This is a genomic window from Vibrio sp. 10N.222.52.C12 (assembly GCF_041474215.1).
Taxonomy (GTDB): Bacteria; Pseudomonadota; Gammaproteobacteria; order Enterobacterales; family Vibrionaceae; genus Vibrio; species Vibrio crassostreae_C.
The window spans coordinates 43,772-63,980 of the sequence record NZ_JBFRTR010000048.1; the positions used below are offsets into that span (position 1 = coordinate 43,772).

The following is a 20,209-nucleotide window of genomic DNA, read 5'->3' on the forward strand; positions in this document are numbered from 1 at the left end:
TTATTTATCTCCGCTCCAAAGTGCATTTTGTGGTGGTAGTTCTGGTTCACGTTCTTCTTTGTCTTGAGCTGCTAGTTTCTTCCAACGCTTCATGCCTTTGTGAGAACGCAGTTGCGGGTTAGCAATTTCATCGACCGCGAAGTTAAGTAGAGCAAGACCAGTTACAAGTAGTGTCAATGCGATACAAGGAGCCAACAGTTCCCACCAAGCGCCAATCAGCATTGATGAAGAGGTTTGAACGTTGTAAAGCATGATGCCCCAGCTGATTGTGTTCGGGTCACCAAGACCTAGGAACGAGATGGTTGCTTCCATCATGATTGCGTACATCACCGAACCGATGAAGCTTGCGCCAACGATAGAGATAAGGTTTGGCAGAATCTCTACGAAGATGATGCGGAATGAAGATTCACCCAAAACTTCAGCGGCTTTTACAAACTCTTTTTCACGCAGTGCTAAGGTTTGGGAGCGAACAACACGGGCACCCCAAGCCCAAGACATAAAGCCGATAACCAAGGTTATGGTGAGTGGCCCTGCCTCACCGATAAAGGCTGCTACTACGAACAGTAATGGGTATTGAGGGATTACCAGCATGATGTTCATTGCGGCTGTTAGAACGTCATCGACACGGCCACCGAAGTAACCTGCAGAAACACCAATAACAGTTGCGAGTAAACATACGGTTAGACCCGCACCAAAACCTACAGCAAGAGATACGCGTGCGCCGTATACCACTTGAGACCAAACGTCACGACCCATACGAGTTGTACCTAGTACGTGGTCTGCCTTTTTAGACATGATCAATGTACGACGGTCGTCTGCTAGATTTTGAGCAACCCAGCCATCAGGGTTAGTTTGTGCAGACTTCACCACGAAACCAGGATATTCGTGTGGGTTACCTGTACGCTTGTCTGGTACATGTTTGGTGATTAATGGAGCTGCAATCGCGCCAAGAATAAAAATACTTAGGATGATGACGCCTGTTAGGGCCATCGGGTTACGCCAAATGAGTTTTAAAAAGTCTTTCATGATTATTTACCACCCTTACGAAGACGAGGGTCAAGAACAACGTAAAGCATGTCTGCAACTAGGTTAAAGAACAGCATGAATAGCGTCATGATAAGCAGCTGACCTTGCAGTACTTGGTAGTCACGAGCGTTAATTGCGTTGAAAAGTACGCTGCCAAGACCTGGGTAGTTAAAGATGATTTCGATAATTAACTGACCGCCGATTGCCATACCTAGCGACATTGACAGGGCTGTCACACTAGGTAGCATCGCGTTACGAGCTGCGTAGTTGAATACCACTCGGTTTTCGCTCAGGCCTTTGCCTTTCGCCATGGTGATGTAGTCTTCGGCTAGTAGGTTGATCATGTTGTTACGCATGTTTACTAGGAAGCCACCAATTTGAACAACAGAAGCACAGAACAGTGGTAAGAAGGCGTGGTAAGCGACATCTTTAATGAATGCCCAGCTTGTCCAATCAGGTATAGTACCAGCGGTGTAGGCATACCCTGTTGGGAACCACTTCAAGCCAATTGCAAAGGTAAATAGTGCAATCATCGCGATAACAACTTGAGGAACGGCTTGTAGAATCAGCATCCCTGGCGTTACGAAGGCATCGTACTTACTGCCGCGTTTCCACGCTGCGAAAATACCTAGGATTGAACCAATCGAGAAAGAAAGAATAACTGCGGTGCCGGCTAAGAAAAGCGACCAACCGAATGCTCCACCCAACAGTGTGTTTACAGAAAGTGGGTAGAATTGAATTGATGTACCAAGTTCCCAGCTAAGAATGTTCTTCATGTACGCCACGTATTGAACTAAGTAGCCACCATCAACGAAGCCTAATAGTTCTTTCATTGCAGCAATACGCTCTGGAGTAACTTGTACAGAAGCGTTCGCAAACATCATGGTAACTGGGTCACCAGGCATTGCTCTTGGAATAATAAAGTTTAACGTCGCAGCAACTAATAGCGCGACAAAATAAAATGACAAACGTCTTAAAAAATAACCCATAACTCACACCTTACTCACCCAGATTGTTTCCCTGTTTCTGGATTCAGGTCGCTCCTAGCGAAATTTGGAACGAAAAATCCCCTGACGACTAGCGCCATACTTTCAATTGAGAGTGTGGGGATTTTTATAAGCGGCGTAAGAGGTTACGCCGCAAGGATTGAACGATTACTTATTTAACTGGTTTTAGGTCCAGTACATGAAGTAGACGCTCTGGAATACCAGCCCAAATGTTTGGACGGCCTTTTGGATTTTCTTCGTTCCACCAACCAGTGAAGCGAGTTGTGTTGTATTGGTACATGTAAGCACCAGACATCACAGGGATTGTCACTTGGTCTGCAGCGATGATTTGCTGGATACCGTGTGCAATATCTAGCTGTTCGTTCTTATCAGCTGTTTTGTAGAAGCTGTTTAGAAGACCATCTAGCTTGTCGTTTTTGTAGAAGTGCATTGCGAAACGAGGCATACCATCACCAGATTGTAGTGATGAGTTGTAAGCACTGTTCCAGTACGTGTATGGATCCGCACCGTGGAAGTAGTTTGTGTATGCTACGTCGTATGTACCTTCAAGCATTGCTTGGTTGTAAACAGAGAAATCAGGTGTACGAGCTTTCGCTTTAATACCGATTTCGTTCAGTTGTTCTACCGCTAGTTGAACTGTGTTGTTGAAGTCAGTCCAGCCGTTTGGCGATTGAATCATTAGTTCGAAAGATTTGCCTGATGGAGTGTCAACAAAACCATCTTTGTTCACATCTTTGAAGCCAGCGTCAGCAAGAAGCTTCTTCGCGCCTTCAGCGTTGTAAGTGTTGAAGCCTTTGTACTTGTCGTGAGTTTTTTCATCAGACCAAGCTTCAAACGCGTAGCCAAGACCCGATGCGAAATCGTTCACAGTACCGCCACCGTAGAATGCGATGTCGATGATAGTTTGACGGTCAAGAGCCATAGAGAAAGCACGACGGAAGTCAACGTTGCTCAATGCTTCATGCTTCGCAGCATCAGGGTGCTTGAAGTTAACGATGAATGCCTGTGTACCTGCTGGCGGGTACCAGTAGTGGTGTTTAGGGCTAGCTGCTGCGTATGTACGATCGATATCTGGAACGAAAGAAGACGTCCAGTCCATTTCACTGTTTACAACTTTACCTAGGAATTGGTCGTTGTTCGCAATTTGTGGAACACGTAGACAGTCAACATCTAGGTTGTCTGCATCCCAGTAGTTCGGGTTTGCACACTGGATGTATAGCTGCGCTGTAAACGTATCGATTTCTGTAAATGGACCAGAACCTACCGGGTTCTCATTGGTAAACGTTGATGGATCTTTAACGTCTTTCCAGATGTGCTTAGGTACTACAGGTACTTTAGCAATCTCGTAAGGTACGTTTGAGTTTGCTTCTGTTAGTGTGAACTTAACTTGGTTGTCGTTCAGTTTTTCTACAGAAGTTACCCAAGAGTTGATACCAGATTGGTCAAGCTCTGGCTTCTCTTTTACGAGGTTGAAAGAAAAAACAACATCATCAGCAGAGAAAGTTTCTCCGTCTGACCATTTAACACCCTTACGAATGTCGAAAACAACGCTCATCAGATCATCTGACATCTTGAAGTTTTCAGCTAGACGGAACACTGGAGTGTTACCGTGCATTTCGTTAAATACTACTAGCGGCTCATACATGAAGTCAGTTGTAGTATGTAGGTTAGTAGCACCAAGGTACGGGTTAAAGTTACGTACGAATGTAGTGTACTCTTTCGGGTGAACGGTCAGTTCACTGCGTTCTGCAGCGGTTGCTACTGATGCAAAACCTGTTGTAGCAGTTGCAATAATTGCTGTTGCTATTGCTGTTTTTTTTATATTGGCAAGCATAGCTGTTCCTTACTATTTGCTTTCATTTCACTAATGGATTGAATGTTATCTGTCGCTAAATTGTTTAGTAGATACACACTCTGGTTAAAGGCCTACCTCTTCTTCGTTGCTCCAGATTCATCGTTGATTCTGAGAAGTGGTAAGAGTGGCCTGTAGGCCTTTGGCAGGAGTAAGAAAACACCTTATCGATGAATTAATCAAACTCGTTTCCCGTCAAAAATGTTAAAAACACACAACCCCACGTCATTAACGTCAAAATAGGTTGCTTTGGTGGTTTTTCGTACGCAATTGTTAAAGTGATGTGACTCGCATTTGGTTTTGAGGTTCTTGCAGGTTGTAAGTGGCCACTAACTTTAAAGGCTTTTTATTATAATGCCTTACCCTACGTTGGTATAATTGTAGATCTCGGTCACTTGCCAGTTTTACGTTAAATTTCCCTAGAAAATTAAATCTGCCGTTCTGTTGTGACTCGCTTCTCAAACTGCAACAAAGAGTCAGATAACGGTCAGATATGATTGAGAATAGAACGAAAAGTACTGACGGTTACCAGCACGCACTGTGAGTAATTAGCGTGAATTTCCCCTTGTTTAAAGGCGTAAAAAAAGTGCGTTGCAAGCGTTGGGATTCTACTTTTTGTGATTATTAGGCGTACAAAAAAGCCCACGCTAGGTGGGCTCCATTATTCAAAGTATCGTGATGTTGGTTCAGGGTTTAACTGGTCAGTAGTTTCTGAAGTTTATCCCTCAGCATCTCAATATGGGTTCTTTCTGGCGTCTGTTCTTTACAGTGTTCCAGTATGAATTCGATTGAGCTCAGTACCGTTCGCCAGCGAGGGGTTTTCGGTAGGGTTTCTACGCGTAGGTATTTGTCTAGCGTTCGAGTTTGCAGCGTACTGCGGTCTAAGTAGACGCGCCACAAGCCACTCTTCTCGGCGAAAGCGAACTTGGTTTCACCAGTCACCGATTCCCAGTAGATGATGGCATTAGTCATCGCATCGACCAGTACCTCGCGCATTAACTCTTGCTTGTTTTTACCTTCACCGGTTGCCTTGTCAGCAAGACGAGTAAATTCTCCGCCAAGCTCCTTCAACTGTTGCAACTTATCTTTGTCGCCTTCAAAGGCATAACTAGAGAGAGCTTCAACCGCCGTTTCAAGGTTATTGATTCGGTTTGAGTTAACACCACCACCTACATTGAAGATATACATGGTGTCGAGCCCTGAGCCTTCAGGCAGCTTAAGGATGTCACTTGGTATGCGCTGACGTATGTCATCTATATAGATATCAATGTCACCGCAGTAGTGGGCTTGTTCCACCTTAAGGTATTTAGGCGCAATGATTTCGTCAGCCATTGAGCGTTTAAGTTGTTCTTGTCCGCGTCTGAATAGCTTCGCCGCCGCTTCGTTAGCAAAGCGAATACGTTGGTCGTCACGAATACAGATGATGGCTTCAGGTGCCGATTCTAGTTGCTCTAATAAGCGGCCTTGAGTTTCTAACAAGTTAGCCTCAACCATCGCTCTATGTTTGAGCTCGAGTTGCAGTTGGTCGTTTTCAAGGCGTCTTTGTTCAGCTTTGCTTGCTGATAGATGTGCTGTAATTCGAGCCGCTAGTTCTTGTTTGTTGAACGGTTTAGACAAGTAGTCATTGGCGCCAGCTTCGAAACCTCGAACACGGTCTTCTGCTTGGTTGAGTGCCGTTAGCATGATGATTGGCAACTGAGCATGATCGTATTGCTTACGCAGTGCTTCACAAACCTGATAGCCGCTCATTCCTGGCATCATGATGTCGAGTAGAAGCAGCTCTGGCTTCTCTTTCTCAATCAGTTCAATGGTTTCAGGGCCATCACATGCAGTACGTACTCGATAGCCTTCTAATTTCAAGAAGCTGTCTAATACTCGCAGGTTAACCGGCTCATCATCGGCGATAACCAGTAACGGGCCATCTGGATTCTCACTGATAACGCTGTTTTCTTGTTGGCTGTTATCAATTAAATCCGGCGCTTGGAAGTGCGAGTAATGACCGGATTCGTTGTAACTGTCCAGCTCACCTTGAGTCGCTAGGGGCAGGGTAAAGCTAAACGTAGTGCCAAGCATTGGTTGACTACTTACGTACAGTGAACCGCCCATTAACTCGATGAGCTGACGACTGATCGATAATCCAAGCCCTGCACCTTGGCGGTAGTTACTCGCATCTTGGCCAGCTTGAATCAATGGCTCAAAGATGTGCTCAAGGTACTCGGCCGGTATACCTTGGCCAGTATCGACTACTTGTACACGAATGTTGTCGTCGATAACGCTGGCAGAGATAACAATCTTACCTTCTGAGGTGTACTTGATAGCATTGCCGACCAAGTTATACATCACTTGCTCAAGTCGTTGAGGATCCGATGAAACCAGACCTAAATCACTTGGGACTTGGTTGATGATACGGATTGGTTTATTGCCCAATAAGTGATGAGACAACTCTAGGACCAAGCTGGTGGCTGCAGATAAATCAACGGCTGATTTCTTAATATCTAAGCTGCCATAGCGCATCTTGTGGTAATCAAGCAGGTCATCAACCAGTGTTGCCAATCTTTGGCCACTATTGATGATGATATCCAACTGATACTTCTGATTAGCCGGAATAGGGCCGTTTGCTCCAGATATCAGCGCTTCAGCAATACCCACCATGCCATGCAGTGGTGTTCTCAATTCGTGTGAAGTAGTCGCTAAGAACTCATCTTTAAGTTTGTTGGCCAGTTGCAACTCTTCGTTTTGCTTTTGAATGGTCTTAAGGTTGTCCTCAAGTTCATCGTTTTGGCTTTTGATGAGCTGCATTTTTTCACGAATAGAGCGCTGCATTCTTTCGAAGCTCACCGCAAGACGGCCGATCTCATCTTTGCGCTCGGTATTGATCATGGTTTCATCAAGATCACCCGCCGATACTTTTTCAGCTGCCCAAGTCAGTTTAAGCAGTGGGGATGTGATGAAGTTAGACAGATAGTGCGATGCAACGACTACGAGAATGATCGCGGTTAGCATCACGATCACGAAGATCTTTTCTAACTGATGAATACGGGCAAACGCCTCTTTCTCTGGTAGTTCAACCACTAAAGCCCATGTTGCGTATTTCAGCTCAATTGGCGTATATGCTGCGATGATAGCTTGATCTAGGGTGTTGTCGAAGGTGCCAACCGCCGTTTCACCAGCCAATGCTTTATCGACAACGTCTAGGCTCAAATTGATTGATTCTTGTGAATGGGCAAGGCTACGCGGCAGGTGATCATCACCCACAAGCAGCGTTTGAATGTTCGAACTCTTGTTGAGATCCGCAATCAACTTAGTAATGCCGTTGATTGGTAGCCTAAACATCGCGTAACTGTGCAGGTAGCCTTGTTGAACGATAGGTGCGCCTAGCCATGCGGTCTGCTTGCCGTTTTCGTCTTTAAAATCAGACACGATAACCGGCGTGTAATCTTCGTTAGATTTACGTCGGTCGGTTACGTCTTTGGCTAGTCGTTGAAAGGTAATACCTAGGTTGGAATCCTTGTATTTCCCTGTCAGCAAGTTGGTGCCGTAATCGTCATTTTTAAAGACGGAATAAGCGACGTTACCGTTGATATCAACTAAGAGAATATCGTCAAAATCAGAGCGTTTAAGCAGTTCTAGGTAAGCATTATGGTAGCGCTTGTGCAGTAAGCGATAACGTTCGCTGCCAATAAAGCTGCTGGACTCTGGAAGAATCGACGTTTTGATTTGATCGCCAGACCCCTGAATGTAGCGCTGCTGCGCATTACCGCGAGCCTCGTCAATATCTAACCCCAATCGTTGGAATGCATTGATCAAACCATAAAATCGCCCGCCACTGGCATTGGCCAATTCTGAGCGAACAAAGCCCATCACTTGGGATTCTTGAGCTTGTAGGTAATCGACAATTTGCTGCTGTTTAGTATCACGAACCGAAACAAGGTGTGAGGTGCTTTGTTCCTGGAGATCCTGACTGTGCGATTGGAGGAAAAATATCGCGATAAGTGTCACAGGGGTAATACTGAGGACAAGAAATGCCAGCATTAGGGTATTTTGAAGGCGCTTAAACTTCTGCTTACGATAGAATCTAAACATAAATTGGGTACTACTTTCCTTTGATGTACTGCTAAAAGGGACGAAAACAAGTACAGAGAATAGAATTAACGGGTTCCAATTTAACGAAATTAACGAGTTTTTTTACTTTGACAAGTAAGTGGTATTTAAAGCGTGTGCAAAAGCTCATTTTTATAGAGTTTTGACAAAAATATGAACAGACAGCGCAGATAATGACCCTGCGGTGTGCTAGAGAGGTTATTTGTTTGCGTGATAGATCGCGAATTTAGTGGTCTTATTTAGAGTCGCGCATTTTCCAAACGCTTGTTCAATAATTGGAATATATTTTAAGAAACTGTTCGCAACGATAATCATCTCACCAGAACGCTTCAAATGCTTAGGAGCCTGAGCAAGTAAGGTCTCAGTCGCGCTGTAGCTAGTGTCTAAACCTGAATGGAATGGTGGGTTACTGATGATGAACTGATAGTCTTCTGCAGTATCAGAATAGACATCGGATGCGAAGACTTTACCCGTTAAACCATTCGCTTCTAGCGTTGCTTGGCTTGATGCCACGGCAAATGCACTGATGTCGCACATTTCTAGCTCGATATCTGGGTTACGAGATGCCATTACCGCGCCCAATACGCCTGCACCACAGCCAAAATCCAGTACCTTGCCTTTTAGTTTTGGCAGGGTGTCCAACAGAAGTTGGCTACCAACATCGAATTGACCGTGACTGAAGACGCCAGGAAGGCTTTTTACCGTCAGAGGTTGTTCATCAATGTTAACCGTGTAGGTCTTAAACCAGTCTTGCAGGTTGAACGCTTGTGGTTGCTCGAAGCATTGACCCCAGTAGAAAGAGCAACGACGCGCTGAATCGTATTTAACAACTTTGCCGTAAGGAGCAAACATCTTCTCGATGCTTTTCACGCCTGAACGGTTTTCACCAACCACGACGATCTCGGTATCTTTGCCTAGCTTGGCAAATAGCATCGCCAACAAAAATTCCGCTTCCGCTTTGGCTTTTGGCCAGTACAACATCACTAAGTCGGCTTTAGTCTCTTCGGTAAACTCCGCACCATAAAAACGTTGGATGGTGTTGTAGCCTTCTAATTGACGGTAGTAGCTGTAATTAGAAGTAAACACAGAGACAGATTCACAATGCTTCGCTAACTCAACAGGGAACAAGTCTTCTGCCTCACCGGCAACTAAAACATGTTTGCCTTCAAAGTAGGCGAGTTGGCGTTGAGCAATCTGGCTTGGTGCAATATAAGCTGACATAGGACACTCTGTTGAATCGTTAGCAAAAAATGAGGGCGGATTTTCGCATAATCCGCCCAAAGCTTGAAGTGTTTAATACGGGTTCGCCAATCAAGTTGACGTCAAGTTCGTTAACTCTTGTCTTGCTGGTTTAAAAAGTCCTTAAACTCTTCATCGTAGATGTTGAATAGGACAATGGTAATCGCAAAAATCAATGGTCCGTAGATAAGACCAATTAGGCCAAACAGTTGAATACCGCCCAATAGTGAGAAGAAGATCATTAGGGTATTCATGCCTGCACTGCCTTGCATTAGCAGTGGACGTAGCAAGTTATCAATTGAACCAACAATCGCTACACAGTAAACCGTTAGGAAAATCGCCCACGTGGTATCACCAGTTAGGAACAAGTAGGTTGCTGCTGGGATCCAGATTAATGCAGTACCCACTACTGGGATGAAAGAGGCAAAGCCCATCATTGTGCCCCAGAATAGACCTGGGAAACCAGCAATCCACATACCTAAACCGCCGGCAAAACCTTGCGCGATTGCGGTTAAGAATGAGCCCATTACTGCTGATTTAGATACTTGCTCTATCTCTGTTAGAAGTTTGTCTTCTTGGCTACGAGACAGCGGCAGAATATGACGAACCACACTGATGATTTTGTCGTGATCTCTTAATAAGAAGAACAAAACGAACAGCATCAAGAAGAAATCCATCAAGAAATTGGTCGCGTCACCTAAGATTTTGGCACTGATACCAACTAGCTTAGAACCAAAGCTTGTCGCAAACTCACCGACTTTTTGTGCGATGGCTTGGGGCTCAATATTGTCGAAAGGCAGGTAGTTATTCACAAATGACAGCGCTTTGACCACTAACGGATGAGCAAACAGAGTCTGAATGCCACCGTGGGTCACCCATTGGTAAGTATTCTGAGAGAACAGAGAACCTTGCTGAACAATTGCTGCGAATACTGCCAATAAAGGGATAACAATAATGAAGGTCAGTATGATACAAGACAGCAGAGAGACGATGTTTTCTTTATTCGGGAGCTTTTTTTCAAGCCACTCATGGATTGGGAACATCAATAGTGAAATGATAAAGGCCATCACGATAGAGTTAACGTATGGCTCGATAAGCAAGTAACAAGCATAAGCCGCCGCGAGTAGGGCAATGATGATCACCCAGTGGCTGGAATTGATTTTGAGTTTTTCTGACACGGTAATGGTCTCTATATTTGCGTTCTGAGTTTATAATGGCTGCAAAACAGAGAGTTAGCAATGAGGAGTTTTGATAATGGGATGCTGTAATAAAGATAAGAAATGCCAAGACGAAGAACAGCAAACAAAAAAAGAGATCCCTTGGTTCAGAATGTTCCTTGGTACCTTGATGTTGTTGGTTTTTCTTTTCTGGGAACGTTAATCGCTTTTGGTTCAGCTTTAGCCTTAGTCGACGGCTAAATAAGCTGTCATATTTTTTGGCTGGTGAGCGCGATATATAAAAAGGGCTGCATTTAATGCAGCCCTAAATTCAATCGGTTAGCGACTTATAAAGTGCTTTCGATTATTTGCTTTCAGCAGCAATGATCGCAAGAGAGCGGTCAGCAGCTTCTAGTGTTGCATCAAGTTCTTTTGAACCATGAGCAAGAGAAGTAAAGCTTGCTTCGAATGCTGAAGGTGCAAGGTAAACACCGTGATCTAACATTAGGTGGAAGAAGCGCTTGAAGCGTTCTACATCACACTTAGTTACATCTTCGTAGCACGTCACAGTTTCTTGGTCAGTGAAGAAGAAACCAAACATACCGCCAACTTGATGAACTAGCATCGGGATGCCGTGCTTGTCAGCAAGTTGCTTGAAGCCTTTTGCCAACTGCTTAGTTTTTGAAGCTAGACGCTTTTCGTTGCCTTCTTCTCGTAGAAGGTTCAAACATGCGTAGCCAGCAGCCATTGCAACAGGGTTACCTGAAAGCGTACCCGCTTGGTAAACAGGGCCAGTTGGTGCGATGTATTGCATCACGTCTTTACGACCACCGAAAGCACCGACAGGCATGCCGCCGCCAATCACTTTACCAAGACACGTTAGGTCTGGCTTGATGTTGTAGTAAGCCTGAGCACAACCTTCAGCAACGCGGAAACCTGTCATTACTTCATCAAAGATTAGCAATGCACCTTCTTGATCACAGATTTCACGTAGACCTTCGTGGAAGCCTTCTACAGGAGGGATACAGTTCATGTTACCCGCTACTGGCTCAACGATGATACAAGCGATCTCGCCTTTGTTTGCTGCGAAGATTTCACGTACTGAATCTAGATTGTTGAAGGTTGCTGTTAGCGTTAGTTTCGCAAAATCAGCCGGTACGCCTGGAGAGCTTGGTTGACCTAAAGTCAGTGCGCCAGAACCAGCTTTTACAAGTAGGCTGTCTGCGTGGCCGTGGTAGCAGCCTTCAAACTTAAGAATTTTGTCACGACCAGTGAAGCCACGAGCTAGACGAATCGCGCTCATTGTTGCTTCTGTACCTGAGCTCACCATACGTAGCTGTTCCATTGATGGAACCATCTCAGATACCAGTTCAGCCATTTTGATTTCAGTTTCGGTTGGAGCACCGAAGCTAAGGCCGCGTTGAGCTGCTGCAATAACTGCGTCACGAATAACCGCGTGGTTGTGACCAAGGATCATTGGACCCCAAGAGCCAACGTAATCGATATACGCTTTACCATCAGCATCAAAAATAAGTGGGCCATCAGCGCGTTCAACGAAGATTGGAGAACCACCTACACCGTTAAAAGCGCGCACTGGAGAGTTAACGCCACCTGGAATAGTTTGCTGTGCCTTTTGATACAGTTCTGCTGATTTGGTCATTGATATATCCTCTTTTGACTGTCGGACCAATTGGCACGCATTGTACCTATCCAGAATCCAACTAGGAATGCTTTCGCCGATATAATCCCCCGAATCTGGTTGTTTTGTGTGGTTACACGTTTTAATTGTCAGATATGGGCGAGTTTACGACAGTAAAAGGAACGATCCTGTGGTGAATACTTGAACGTTTCAGTCAGGTATTAGATAATCACCAGAATATAAGAAAATACTCAACAACTATGGTCTCGAATTAGATTTGTATCATGTTGTTTTTGACACAGGTAAGAGAGGTTGTCGTGAGCGAAGTAAATATCCCATTGTCTTTTTCTGATGCAGCAGCTACACGCGTACAAACGCTAATTGCTGAAGAAGAAAACCCAGAACTAAAACTGCGTGTATACATTACAGGTGGCGGTTGTAGTGGTTTCCAATACGGCTTCACATTTGATGAAAAAGTAAATGATGGCGACACTACTATTGTAAACAGCGGTGTTACGCTGGTTGTTGACCCAATGAGCCTACAGTACTTAATGGGCGGCATGGTTGATTACACTGAAGGCCTAGAAGGCGCACGCTTCTTTGTGAACAACCCGAACGCGACAACAACATGTGGTTGTGGTGCATCATTTAGCGTCTAACGTGAACTGAAAGGTAGCTTGAACTGAGAGCTACATTAGAAATATTTTAAACGCTGAGCTCATGCTCGGCGTTTTTGTTTTTAAGAAATACATCATATAAAACAGACAGTAACTCGACCTATTATAGCCATATACACCAAGAGGTATTTGGGCGGGGAATGTGTAATCTTTATTTCATCTACCTGGCTTATAGTAAACACCATATTTTTTAAACTGTCGATAGAGTCCAACTTCGTTGGGTGTGGGTCTGTTAAGGTTACCGCTGTGCATCAGGATGTTGCATATGACAGTGTTAAGCTAATTAGCGCGCCTTAATAACATCGGACAAAAGGATTTGCTATGCCCACTCTATTTTCTAACTCTCCACTTTTTCAGAAACTGAAGCAGCCGTGGTTGGTTTCTCTGATTCTAGTTGTGCTGTTGTCGATTTGGCTTGGTTTAGGAGTGGGGCAAGCGGAAGAGTCGTCTGAGAAAAAAGTGACAGAAATTCCGTTGGCGAAGGTCTCTTTTCAAACATTTACTTCATCACCGACCTTTAAAACGATTGATCTCTATGGTCGAACGGCGCCCGATAGACATGCTCGTTTGGGGGCTGAAGTTGCGGGCAAGGTTGTTAGATTGAACGTTGTTAAGGGCGATGCGGTTAAAGTTGGACAAGCCATTGCTCAGATTGATAAAGGCGATTTAGAGATCCAGTTGGAGCGAGCATCTGCGTTATATCGTTTGAAGCAAAAAGAATTTAAAGCAGCACAGTCTTTGAAGAAAAGAGGGTTGCAAGGCGAGATAGCCTATACCATCGCAGAGGCTTCACTAACGGAAGCAAAGGCCATGAAGCGCAATGCGGAATTGGCTTTAAAGAATACTGTGATTACTTCGCCTTTTTCGGGTGTGGTTCAAGATTTGATGGTGGAGCTCGGTGATTTCGTTAGTGTTGGCGATCCTGTTGCTGGCGTGATTGACCTCGATCCTTTGGTTATTGAGGCGGATGTCAGTGAGCGTCATATCCAACATTTGCTAGTCAATCAATCTGCTTTGGTTCGTTTGTTAGGGCGAGAAGAAGCGGAAGGCCGTTTACGCTATGTTTCTCGTATCTCTTCTGTTGCTACTAATACCTTCCCAATAGAGATTGAAATCGATAATTCCAAAGGCCTATTACCTGCAGGTGTCAGTGCAGAAGTAACCCTCAACCTAGAAACAAGAGATGCAATCAAGATTACACCTGCCATGCTGGCACTGGATGAGGCAGGTAACCTTGGGGTCAAAACTTTGGTTTCAGTCGATGACTCACCAACCGTGAAATTTGTAGGCATTCAGCTAGTAAAGGCAGAGCAAGATGGAGTTTGGCTCACAGGACTTGGACAACGCGTCGATATCATCACAGTAGGCCAAGGGTTTGTGCGTGATGGTGAGTCGGTGATTGCTGTTGAGCAAGGCGCTGCACTCTCTAACGCAGCCGCAGAGTAGGAGATAACCGATGTATTCTATTATTGATGCAGCCTTGTCTCGCGCTCGAACAATGCTCTCCCTTTTAGCGTTAATCCTTGTCGCCGGTGTCGTCACCTATATCACGATACCTAAGGAATCGAGCCCAGACATTACCATCCCAATTATCTATGTTTCGGTCGGGCACCAAGGGATCTCGCCAACGGATGCAGAACGTTTATTGGTTCGACCTATTGAGCAAGAGCTTAGGTCAATCGAAGGCGTAAAAGAGATGACAGCAACCGCAGCAGAAGGGCACGCCTCTGTGGTGTTAGAGTTTAATGTTGGCGTCGATCTTACTAAAGCGATGGCTGATGTTCGTGACGCTGTTGATCTGGCTAAGCCCAAATTGCCAGAAGATAGCGATGAGCCGACTGTAAATGAAGTTACCCTCGCTTCTGAGCAGCCTGTGTTGTCAGTGGTTCTGTTTGGTACCGTGCCTGAGCGTACCATAGTACAAATCGCTCGAGAGCTCGGAGATAAACTCGAAAGCTATCGCCAAATCCTTGAAGTCGATATTGCGGGCGATCGCGATGACATCGTCGAGATCATTGTCGATCCGCTGTTGATGGAGAGTTACAGCCTAGATCAAGCGGACATCTATAATCTGATTGCTTTGAATAACCGAGTGGTGGCCGCAGGCTTTGTTGATACAGGCTACGGGCGTTTTTCGGTCAAAGTCCCTTCTGTGTTTAACTCTTTAAAAGACGTACTAGAGTTGCCTATCAAAGTGGATGGTAAACAGGTAGTGACCTTTGGCGATGTGGCTACAGTTCGTCGAGCGTTTCGAGATCCTGAAAGCTTTGCCCGTTTAGATGGCAAATCCGCAGTTGTCTTGGATATCAAGAAACGTGCGGGTGAAAACATCATTGAAACCGTTGAGTTAGTCAAAGCGGTAATGGCTGGTGCTCAGCAGCAAGCCGAGTGGCCAAATAACCTATTGGTCAAATACACTTGGGATGAATCTAAAGATGTGAAGATCATGCTTAATGATCTGCAAAACAATATCTTATCCGCCATTATTCTGGTGGTGATCGTTATCATCGCGATTCTTGGTGTGCGTACCGCTTTGTTAGTGGGTATTTCCATTCCAGGCTCATTCCTAACCGGGTTATTGGTTCTTTCGGTGTTTGGCTTAACCGTCAACATCGTGGTGCTGTTCTCGTTGATCATGGCGGTTGGTATGTTGGTCGATGGCGCAATTGTGGTGACCGAGTTTGCCGACAGGCGAATGCAAGAAGGTGAAGGGCGTAAAGCCGCTTACCGAGATGCAGCGAAACGAATGGCGTGGCCAATAACGGCATCAACGGCTACAACCTTGGCTGCATTTGCTCCGTTACTGTTTTGGCCGGATGTAACGGGCGAATTCATGAAGTTCCTGCCATTAACGTTGATTGCAACCTTAACCGCTTCATTGATTATGGCGTTGTTGTTTGTGCCTGTACTCGGTGGTTTGATTGGTAAACCTCAATACGTATCGCCCAAAAGCCAAGCGCGAATGGTGGCACTGCACAACGGTGATTTCTCACAGGCTACAGGCTTAACCAAAGCGTACTACCACACGTTGTCGATTGCGATTAAGCATCCCTTTAAGATTCTTTTCAGTGCCATATTACTTGCGCTTGCGGTGGGTTTTACTTATTCCAAAGCGGGTCTAGGTGCAGAGTTCTTCCCTGAAGTGGATCCGCCATTCTTTAATGTCAAAGTTCGCTCCCATGGTGATCTTTCTATCCAAGAGAAAGATGTCATCATGCGTGATATTGAGTTGATGATGCTCAATCATGATGAGTTCGATACCGTTTATACGCGTACTGGTGGTGATGATCAGATTGGTTTGATCTCGATTACCCCTGTTGATTGGCAATACCGTCGCAGTGTTAAGGCGATCATTGAAGAATTAAAGGTGCACACCGATCAATACGCAGGGGTCGAGATTGAATATAAGTTTCCAGATGCAGGGCCTCCGGTTGAGAATGACTTAGTGATTGAGCTGTCGGCAAGAACTCCAGAGCAGCTCAATCAGGCTGCAAAAATTGTGAGAGGTTGGGCTGATGGAAATAAAGCACTGACCAATATCAGCGATACTGCGAGTAAAGATGGCATCGATTGGAAGGTGGATATTCGCCGCGACGATGCTGCGCGCTTTGCAGCTGATGCGACCTTAGTGGGTAATACCGTTCAATTCGTGACTAATGGTCTCAAGATTGGTGATTATCTGCCCGATGACTCTTCAGAAGAGGTCGATATCTTGGTGCGCTACCCTAATGATAAGCGTGATATCGGGCGCTTCGACCAGCTTAGGGTGAAAACGCCAGCAGGTTTAGTACCTATTACTAATTTCGCTCAGATCGTTCCCGACCATAAGCAAGACACCATTAAACGCCTTGATGGCAAGCGTGTGGTGAACATCATGGCGGATATGGAAGAAGGGTATAACCTTGCTCTCGAACTACCAAAGATCGAACAAGCATTGAGTGAGCTAGGGCTGCCGAGTAGCGTGGAATTTCGCATCCGTGGTCAAAACGAAGAACAAGAAAACTCGTCAGCCTTTTTACAAAGTGCTTTCTTGGTTGCTTTGGCGGTAATGGCTTTGATTCTGATTACTCAGTTCAATAGCTTCTATCAAGCGTTTTTGATTCTGAGTGCTGTATTGTTTTCGACCGTTGGCGTGTTCGTTGGCTTACTGATCTTCCAACGTCCGTTTGGCATTGTGATGTCGGGAATTGGGGTAATAGCGCTCGCCGGCATAGTCGTGAACAACAACATCGTGTTGATTGATACTTATAATCAGCTCATCAAAAGAGGCTTGGACAAGCGAGATGCGATTCTAAGAACCGGTGTTCAGCGTTTAAGGCCAGTAATGCTCACGACGGTTACGACTATCTTAGGTTTAATGCCGATGGTGTTAGAGATGAACATCGACCTGATTAATCAAAAGATAGAGTTTGGCGCGCCAAGTACACAATGGTGGTCACAGCTTGCGACCGCTATTGCTGGTGGTTTGGCGTTTGCCACGGTGCTGACTTTAGTATTAACCCCTTGTTTGTTAATGCTTGGACGGAACAACAAACCTGAAAAACAGTAGCTAGTTGTGGTATGTGAGCATAAAAAAGAGCGCCTTGATGGGCGCTCTTTGCATTTTTCTATTTTGCAGTGAAGCTACAAACGCCTAGTTAGTCGCTAGTAACTGACCGTATCGCTCAAGGTTTCTTAATCGAATCTCTGAGTTGGCAATAAAGGTTGCTTTTGCTTTACCAGTTAACGACTTGGATTGAGGCAATTTCACGGTACGCGCATTTTTATGTACGCCATTAACCAAGAATTCATAATGTAAGTGCGGGCCAGTCACACGGCCTGTACCGCCCAAAGTACCAATGGTTTGGCCTTGTTTTACGCGCTGACCGGTTTTCACCATACGTCGCTTCATGTGCAGGTACTTGGTGATGTAGGTGTTGCTGTGGCGGATGAACACGTAGTTACCATTGAATTGGTTGTAACCTGACTTCTGAACAATACCGTCACCGGCTGCCCAGATAGGCGTGCCAACAGGGGCTGCGTAGTCAGTACCGCGGTGAGCTCGAATCTTACCGGTTACTGGGTGTCTCCTGGTAGGGTTAAAGTTCGATGTTACGCGACGAAAATCAATTGGTGAGCGCAAGAACGCCTTCTTCATCGCACGACCATTTTCATCGAAGTAGTTGCCGCTTTTATCATCCAATACCGCGGTAAATGAATCGCCTTGGTTTTTGAACACGGCTGCCATGATCTTACCGCGACCAACTACTTCACCTTCAACCACTTTCTCTTGGTATAAGATTTTGAAGCTGTCGTTCTTACGAATATCTAACGCAAAGTCGATATCCCAACCGAAGATGCCGGCCAGTTCCATAATTTGGTTTGCGGTTAAACCTGCGCTGACGCCAGCGTTCCAGAAGTTAGAGGTGATGTTGGCTTCGGCATAATTGTATTGGTATACCACTTCTTTTTTGTCGAAACTTGATGAGAAAGAATCGCCAGATTTAGTGATCTTGAAGCTTTCAAACGCACTAAGTTGTCGTTTTAACTGAATAAGGTCGTTGTTTTCATCAAAGCCGAACTGCAAGACATCACCAGGTCTTAGGTTAGACAGCTGCTTCTTAATATCATTATTGGTATTGAGTAGCGTGATCAGCAGACGGTATGAGAGGCCAATACGTTCAAATAAAACAGAGGTGCTTTCGCCAGAGCGAACGGTGTATTTCTCCCAATTGAGCACTGCCGTCGGTGGAGCGTCACTTGAGCTAATAAGTGCAGAGGCATTGATAGTCAGTGGGTAATGTTTTCCCACAACTAAAGCGCCCGAATCGTCACGCAAACTGTTGACGTCGGGGAGTAAGAAAATCGCGACGAAAATTATGGCACTAAAAAATGCGATAAAAGCCCGGTGCAAAATAGGAAGGCGTGCAAAAATAGACAACATGTTCCGGTTCGTTCTGTAAATATTATGAAAATCGACGACGGAATAGTGTAACTGGTTTCAAAATACATCGCTATTCAAGTAAGATGTCTAATTAATGTATTTTTGCCAAATCTGTGGGAGTGAACAAGAATGGCGAGTATTGAAGCTGCACTAGCCGAGATCAAACGTGGCGTAGAAGAACTGATTCCAGAAGACGAACTGATTGCAAAACTAAAAGAAGGTCGTCCTTTACGCATTAAGCTGGGTGCCGATCCAACAGCTCCAGATATCCACCTAGGCCATACGGTTATCTTTAACAAGCTTCGTGCTTTCCAAGAGCTTGGTCATGAAGTGACATTCCTTATCGGTGATTTCACTGCAATGGTTGGTGACCCATCAGGTAAAAACTCAACACGTCCACCGCTAAGCCGCGAAGACGTATTGAAGAATGCTGAAACTTACAAAGAGCAAGTATTTAAGATTCTAGATCCTGCGAAGACGCAAATTCGTTTCAACTCTGAATGGCTATCTGAGCTTGGCGCTGAAGGCATGATTCGTCTTGCTTCTAACCAAACTGTTGCTCGTATGCTTGAGCGTGATGACTTCAAAAAGCGTTACGCTGGTGGTCAACCGATCGCAATCCACGAATTCATGTACCCACTTCTACAAGGTCACGACTCTGTTGCACTAGAGAGCGACGTTGAGCTTGGCGGTACTGACCAGAAGTTTAACCTTCTAATGGGTCGTGAACTGCAAAAAGCAGCAGGTCAAAAACCACAAGCGGTACTAATGATGCCACTACTTGTTGGTCTAGACGGTGTTAAGAAGATGTCTAAGTCTGCGCATAACTACATCGGTATTAGCGAAGCACCAAGCGAGATGTTTGGTAAGATCATGTCTATCTCTGACGATCTAATGTGGAGCTACTACGAGCTGCTGTCTTTCCGTCCTCTTGAAGAAGTTGCGGAACTGAAAGCTGGCGTTGATGCAGGTAAGAACCCGCGTGACGTTAAAGTGCTTCTTGCTAAAGAGATCATCGCTCGTTTCCACAGTGAAGCAGATGCTGAAGCCGCTGAGCAAGAGTTCGTTAACCGTTTTGCTAAGAACCAAGTTCCTGATGAAATGCCGGAGTTTGAATTCGAAGCAGGCCTGCCAATTGCGAACGTTCTAAAAGAAGCGGGTCTTGTAAACTCGACTTCTGATGCGATGCGTATGATCAAGCAAGGCGCTGCTAAGCTTGAAGGCGAGAAGATTGAAGACAGCAAATTCGTGCCTGAAGCAGGTACTGCCGTTTACCAAGTAGGTAAGCGTAAGTTTGCTCGTATTACTATTAAGTAATAATGCACATCAATAATTGAACCAAAGGCATCCACGGATGCCTTTTTTATTGACTTAAAGTTGACGAAACTTTGAAACGCCTATTGCTACACTATGCGCGCTGTCAAATTGACAGTAATTCTGGAGATTTTTATGAACAATACCGACCATCCTCCTAGTTTGAATGGAGAAGAATAACCTGTCTCGGTATTGATCTATTGTCCTGCCGTTCAGGTAGGGTATCTTTGTTTTCCCCCGCATTCTTTTCCACACACTAGATTCTAACAAGTAG

At 45.1% G+C, this 20,209-nt stretch carries 12 protein-coding genes; 4 read left to right on the forward strand and 8 right to left on the reverse strand.

The features are described 5' to 3' along the window. The 7 genes from AB4623_RS09075 to hemL form a co-directional block, all read right to left on the reverse strand. On the reverse strand, window positions 1–1,026 hold the full coding sequence (locus AB4623_RS09075; protein ID WP_017056648.1) for an ABC transporter permease: 1,026 nt from the start codon (window positions 1,024–1,026) through the stop codon (window positions 1–3). 2 nt (window positions 1,027–1,028) lie between these two features. After that, the gene (locus AB4623_RS09080; protein ID WP_017059409.1) at window positions 1,029–2,015 is read right to left on the reverse strand and encodes an ABC transporter permease; all 987 of its coding nucleotides are present in this window, start codon (window positions 2,013–2,015) and stop codon (window positions 1,029–1,031) included. Between the two features lie 169 nt (window positions 2,016–2,184). Next, a complete protein-coding gene (locus AB4623_RS09085; RefSeq protein ID WP_017056650.1) occupies window positions 2,185–3,867 on the reverse strand; it encodes an ABC transporter substrate-binding protein in 1,683 nt (560 codons plus the stop codon). 711 nt (window positions 3,868–4,578) lie between these two features. After that, window positions 4,579–7,968, reverse strand: coding sequence for a response regulator (locus tag AB4623_RS09090; RefSeq protein WP_372146221.1), 3,390 nt, complete (start codon window positions 7,966–7,968; stop codon window positions 4,579–4,581). 216 nt (window positions 7,969–8,184) lie between these two features. Next, window positions 8,185–9,207, reverse strand: coding sequence for a 16S rRNA (guanine(1207)-N(2))-methyltransferase RsmC (rsmC, locus tag AB4623_RS09095; protein WP_017059407.1), 1,023 nt, complete (start codon window positions 9,205–9,207; stop codon window positions 8,185–8,187). 110 nt (window positions 9,208–9,317) lie between these two features. After that, the gene (locus AB4623_RS09100) at window positions 9,318–10,403 is read right to left on the reverse strand and encodes an AI-2E family transporter (protein ID WP_017059406.1); all 1,086 of its coding nucleotides are present in this window, start codon (window positions 10,401–10,403) and stop codon (window positions 9,318–9,320) included. Between the two features lie 343 nt (window positions 10,404–10,746). After that, a complete protein-coding gene (gene hemL, locus AB4623_RS09105) occupies window positions 10,747–12,042 on the reverse strand; it encodes a glutamate-1-semialdehyde 2,1-aminomutase (protein ID WP_102331937.1) in 1,296 nt (431 codons plus the stop codon). Between the two features lie 296 nt (window positions 12,043–12,338). Here hemL and erpA point away from each other — a divergent pair, with 296 nt between their 5' ends. From erpA to AB4623_RS09120, 3 genes are all read left to right on the forward strand, one after another. Next, window positions 12,339–12,680: an iron-sulfur cluster insertion protein ErpA gene (gene erpA / locus AB4623_RS09110; protein ID WP_004734539.1), complete on the forward strand. Its 342-nt coding sequence runs from the start codon at window positions 12,339–12,341 to the stop codon at window positions 12,678–12,680. Between the two features lie 339 nt (window positions 12,681–13,019). Then, complete coding sequence (locus AB4623_RS09115) at window positions 13,020–14,144, forward strand: efflux RND transporter periplasmic adaptor subunit (protein WP_372146223.1); 1,125 nt, start codon at window positions 13,020–13,022, stop codon at window positions 14,142–14,144. 10 nt (window positions 14,145–14,154) lie between these two features. Further along, window positions 14,155–17,247, forward strand: a complete 3,093-nt coding sequence (locus AB4623_RS09120) for an efflux RND transporter permease subunit (RefSeq protein ID WP_372146225.1) — start codon at window positions 14,155–14,157, stop codon at window positions 17,245–17,247. Window positions 17,248–17,331: 84 nt separating this feature from the next. Here AB4623_RS09120 and AB4623_RS09125 read toward each other — a convergent pair whose 3' ends face one another. Further along, window positions 17,332–18,621 (reverse strand): peptidoglycan DD-metalloendopeptidase family protein, encoded by a 1,290-nt coding sequence (locus AB4623_RS09125; RefSeq protein WP_065584911.1) that lies wholly within the window; start codon window positions 18,619–18,621, stop codon window positions 17,332–17,334. 129 nt (window positions 18,622–18,750) lie between these two features. Here AB4623_RS09125 and tyrS point away from each other — a divergent pair, with 129 nt between their 5' ends. Continuing rightward, window positions 18,751–19,938, forward strand: a complete 1,188-nt coding sequence (tyrS, locus tag AB4623_RS09130) for a tyrosine--tRNA ligase (protein ID WP_017059402.1) — start codon at window positions 18,751–18,753, stop codon at window positions 19,936–19,938. The last annotated feature ends 271 nt before the right edge of the window (window positions 19,939–20,209 follow it).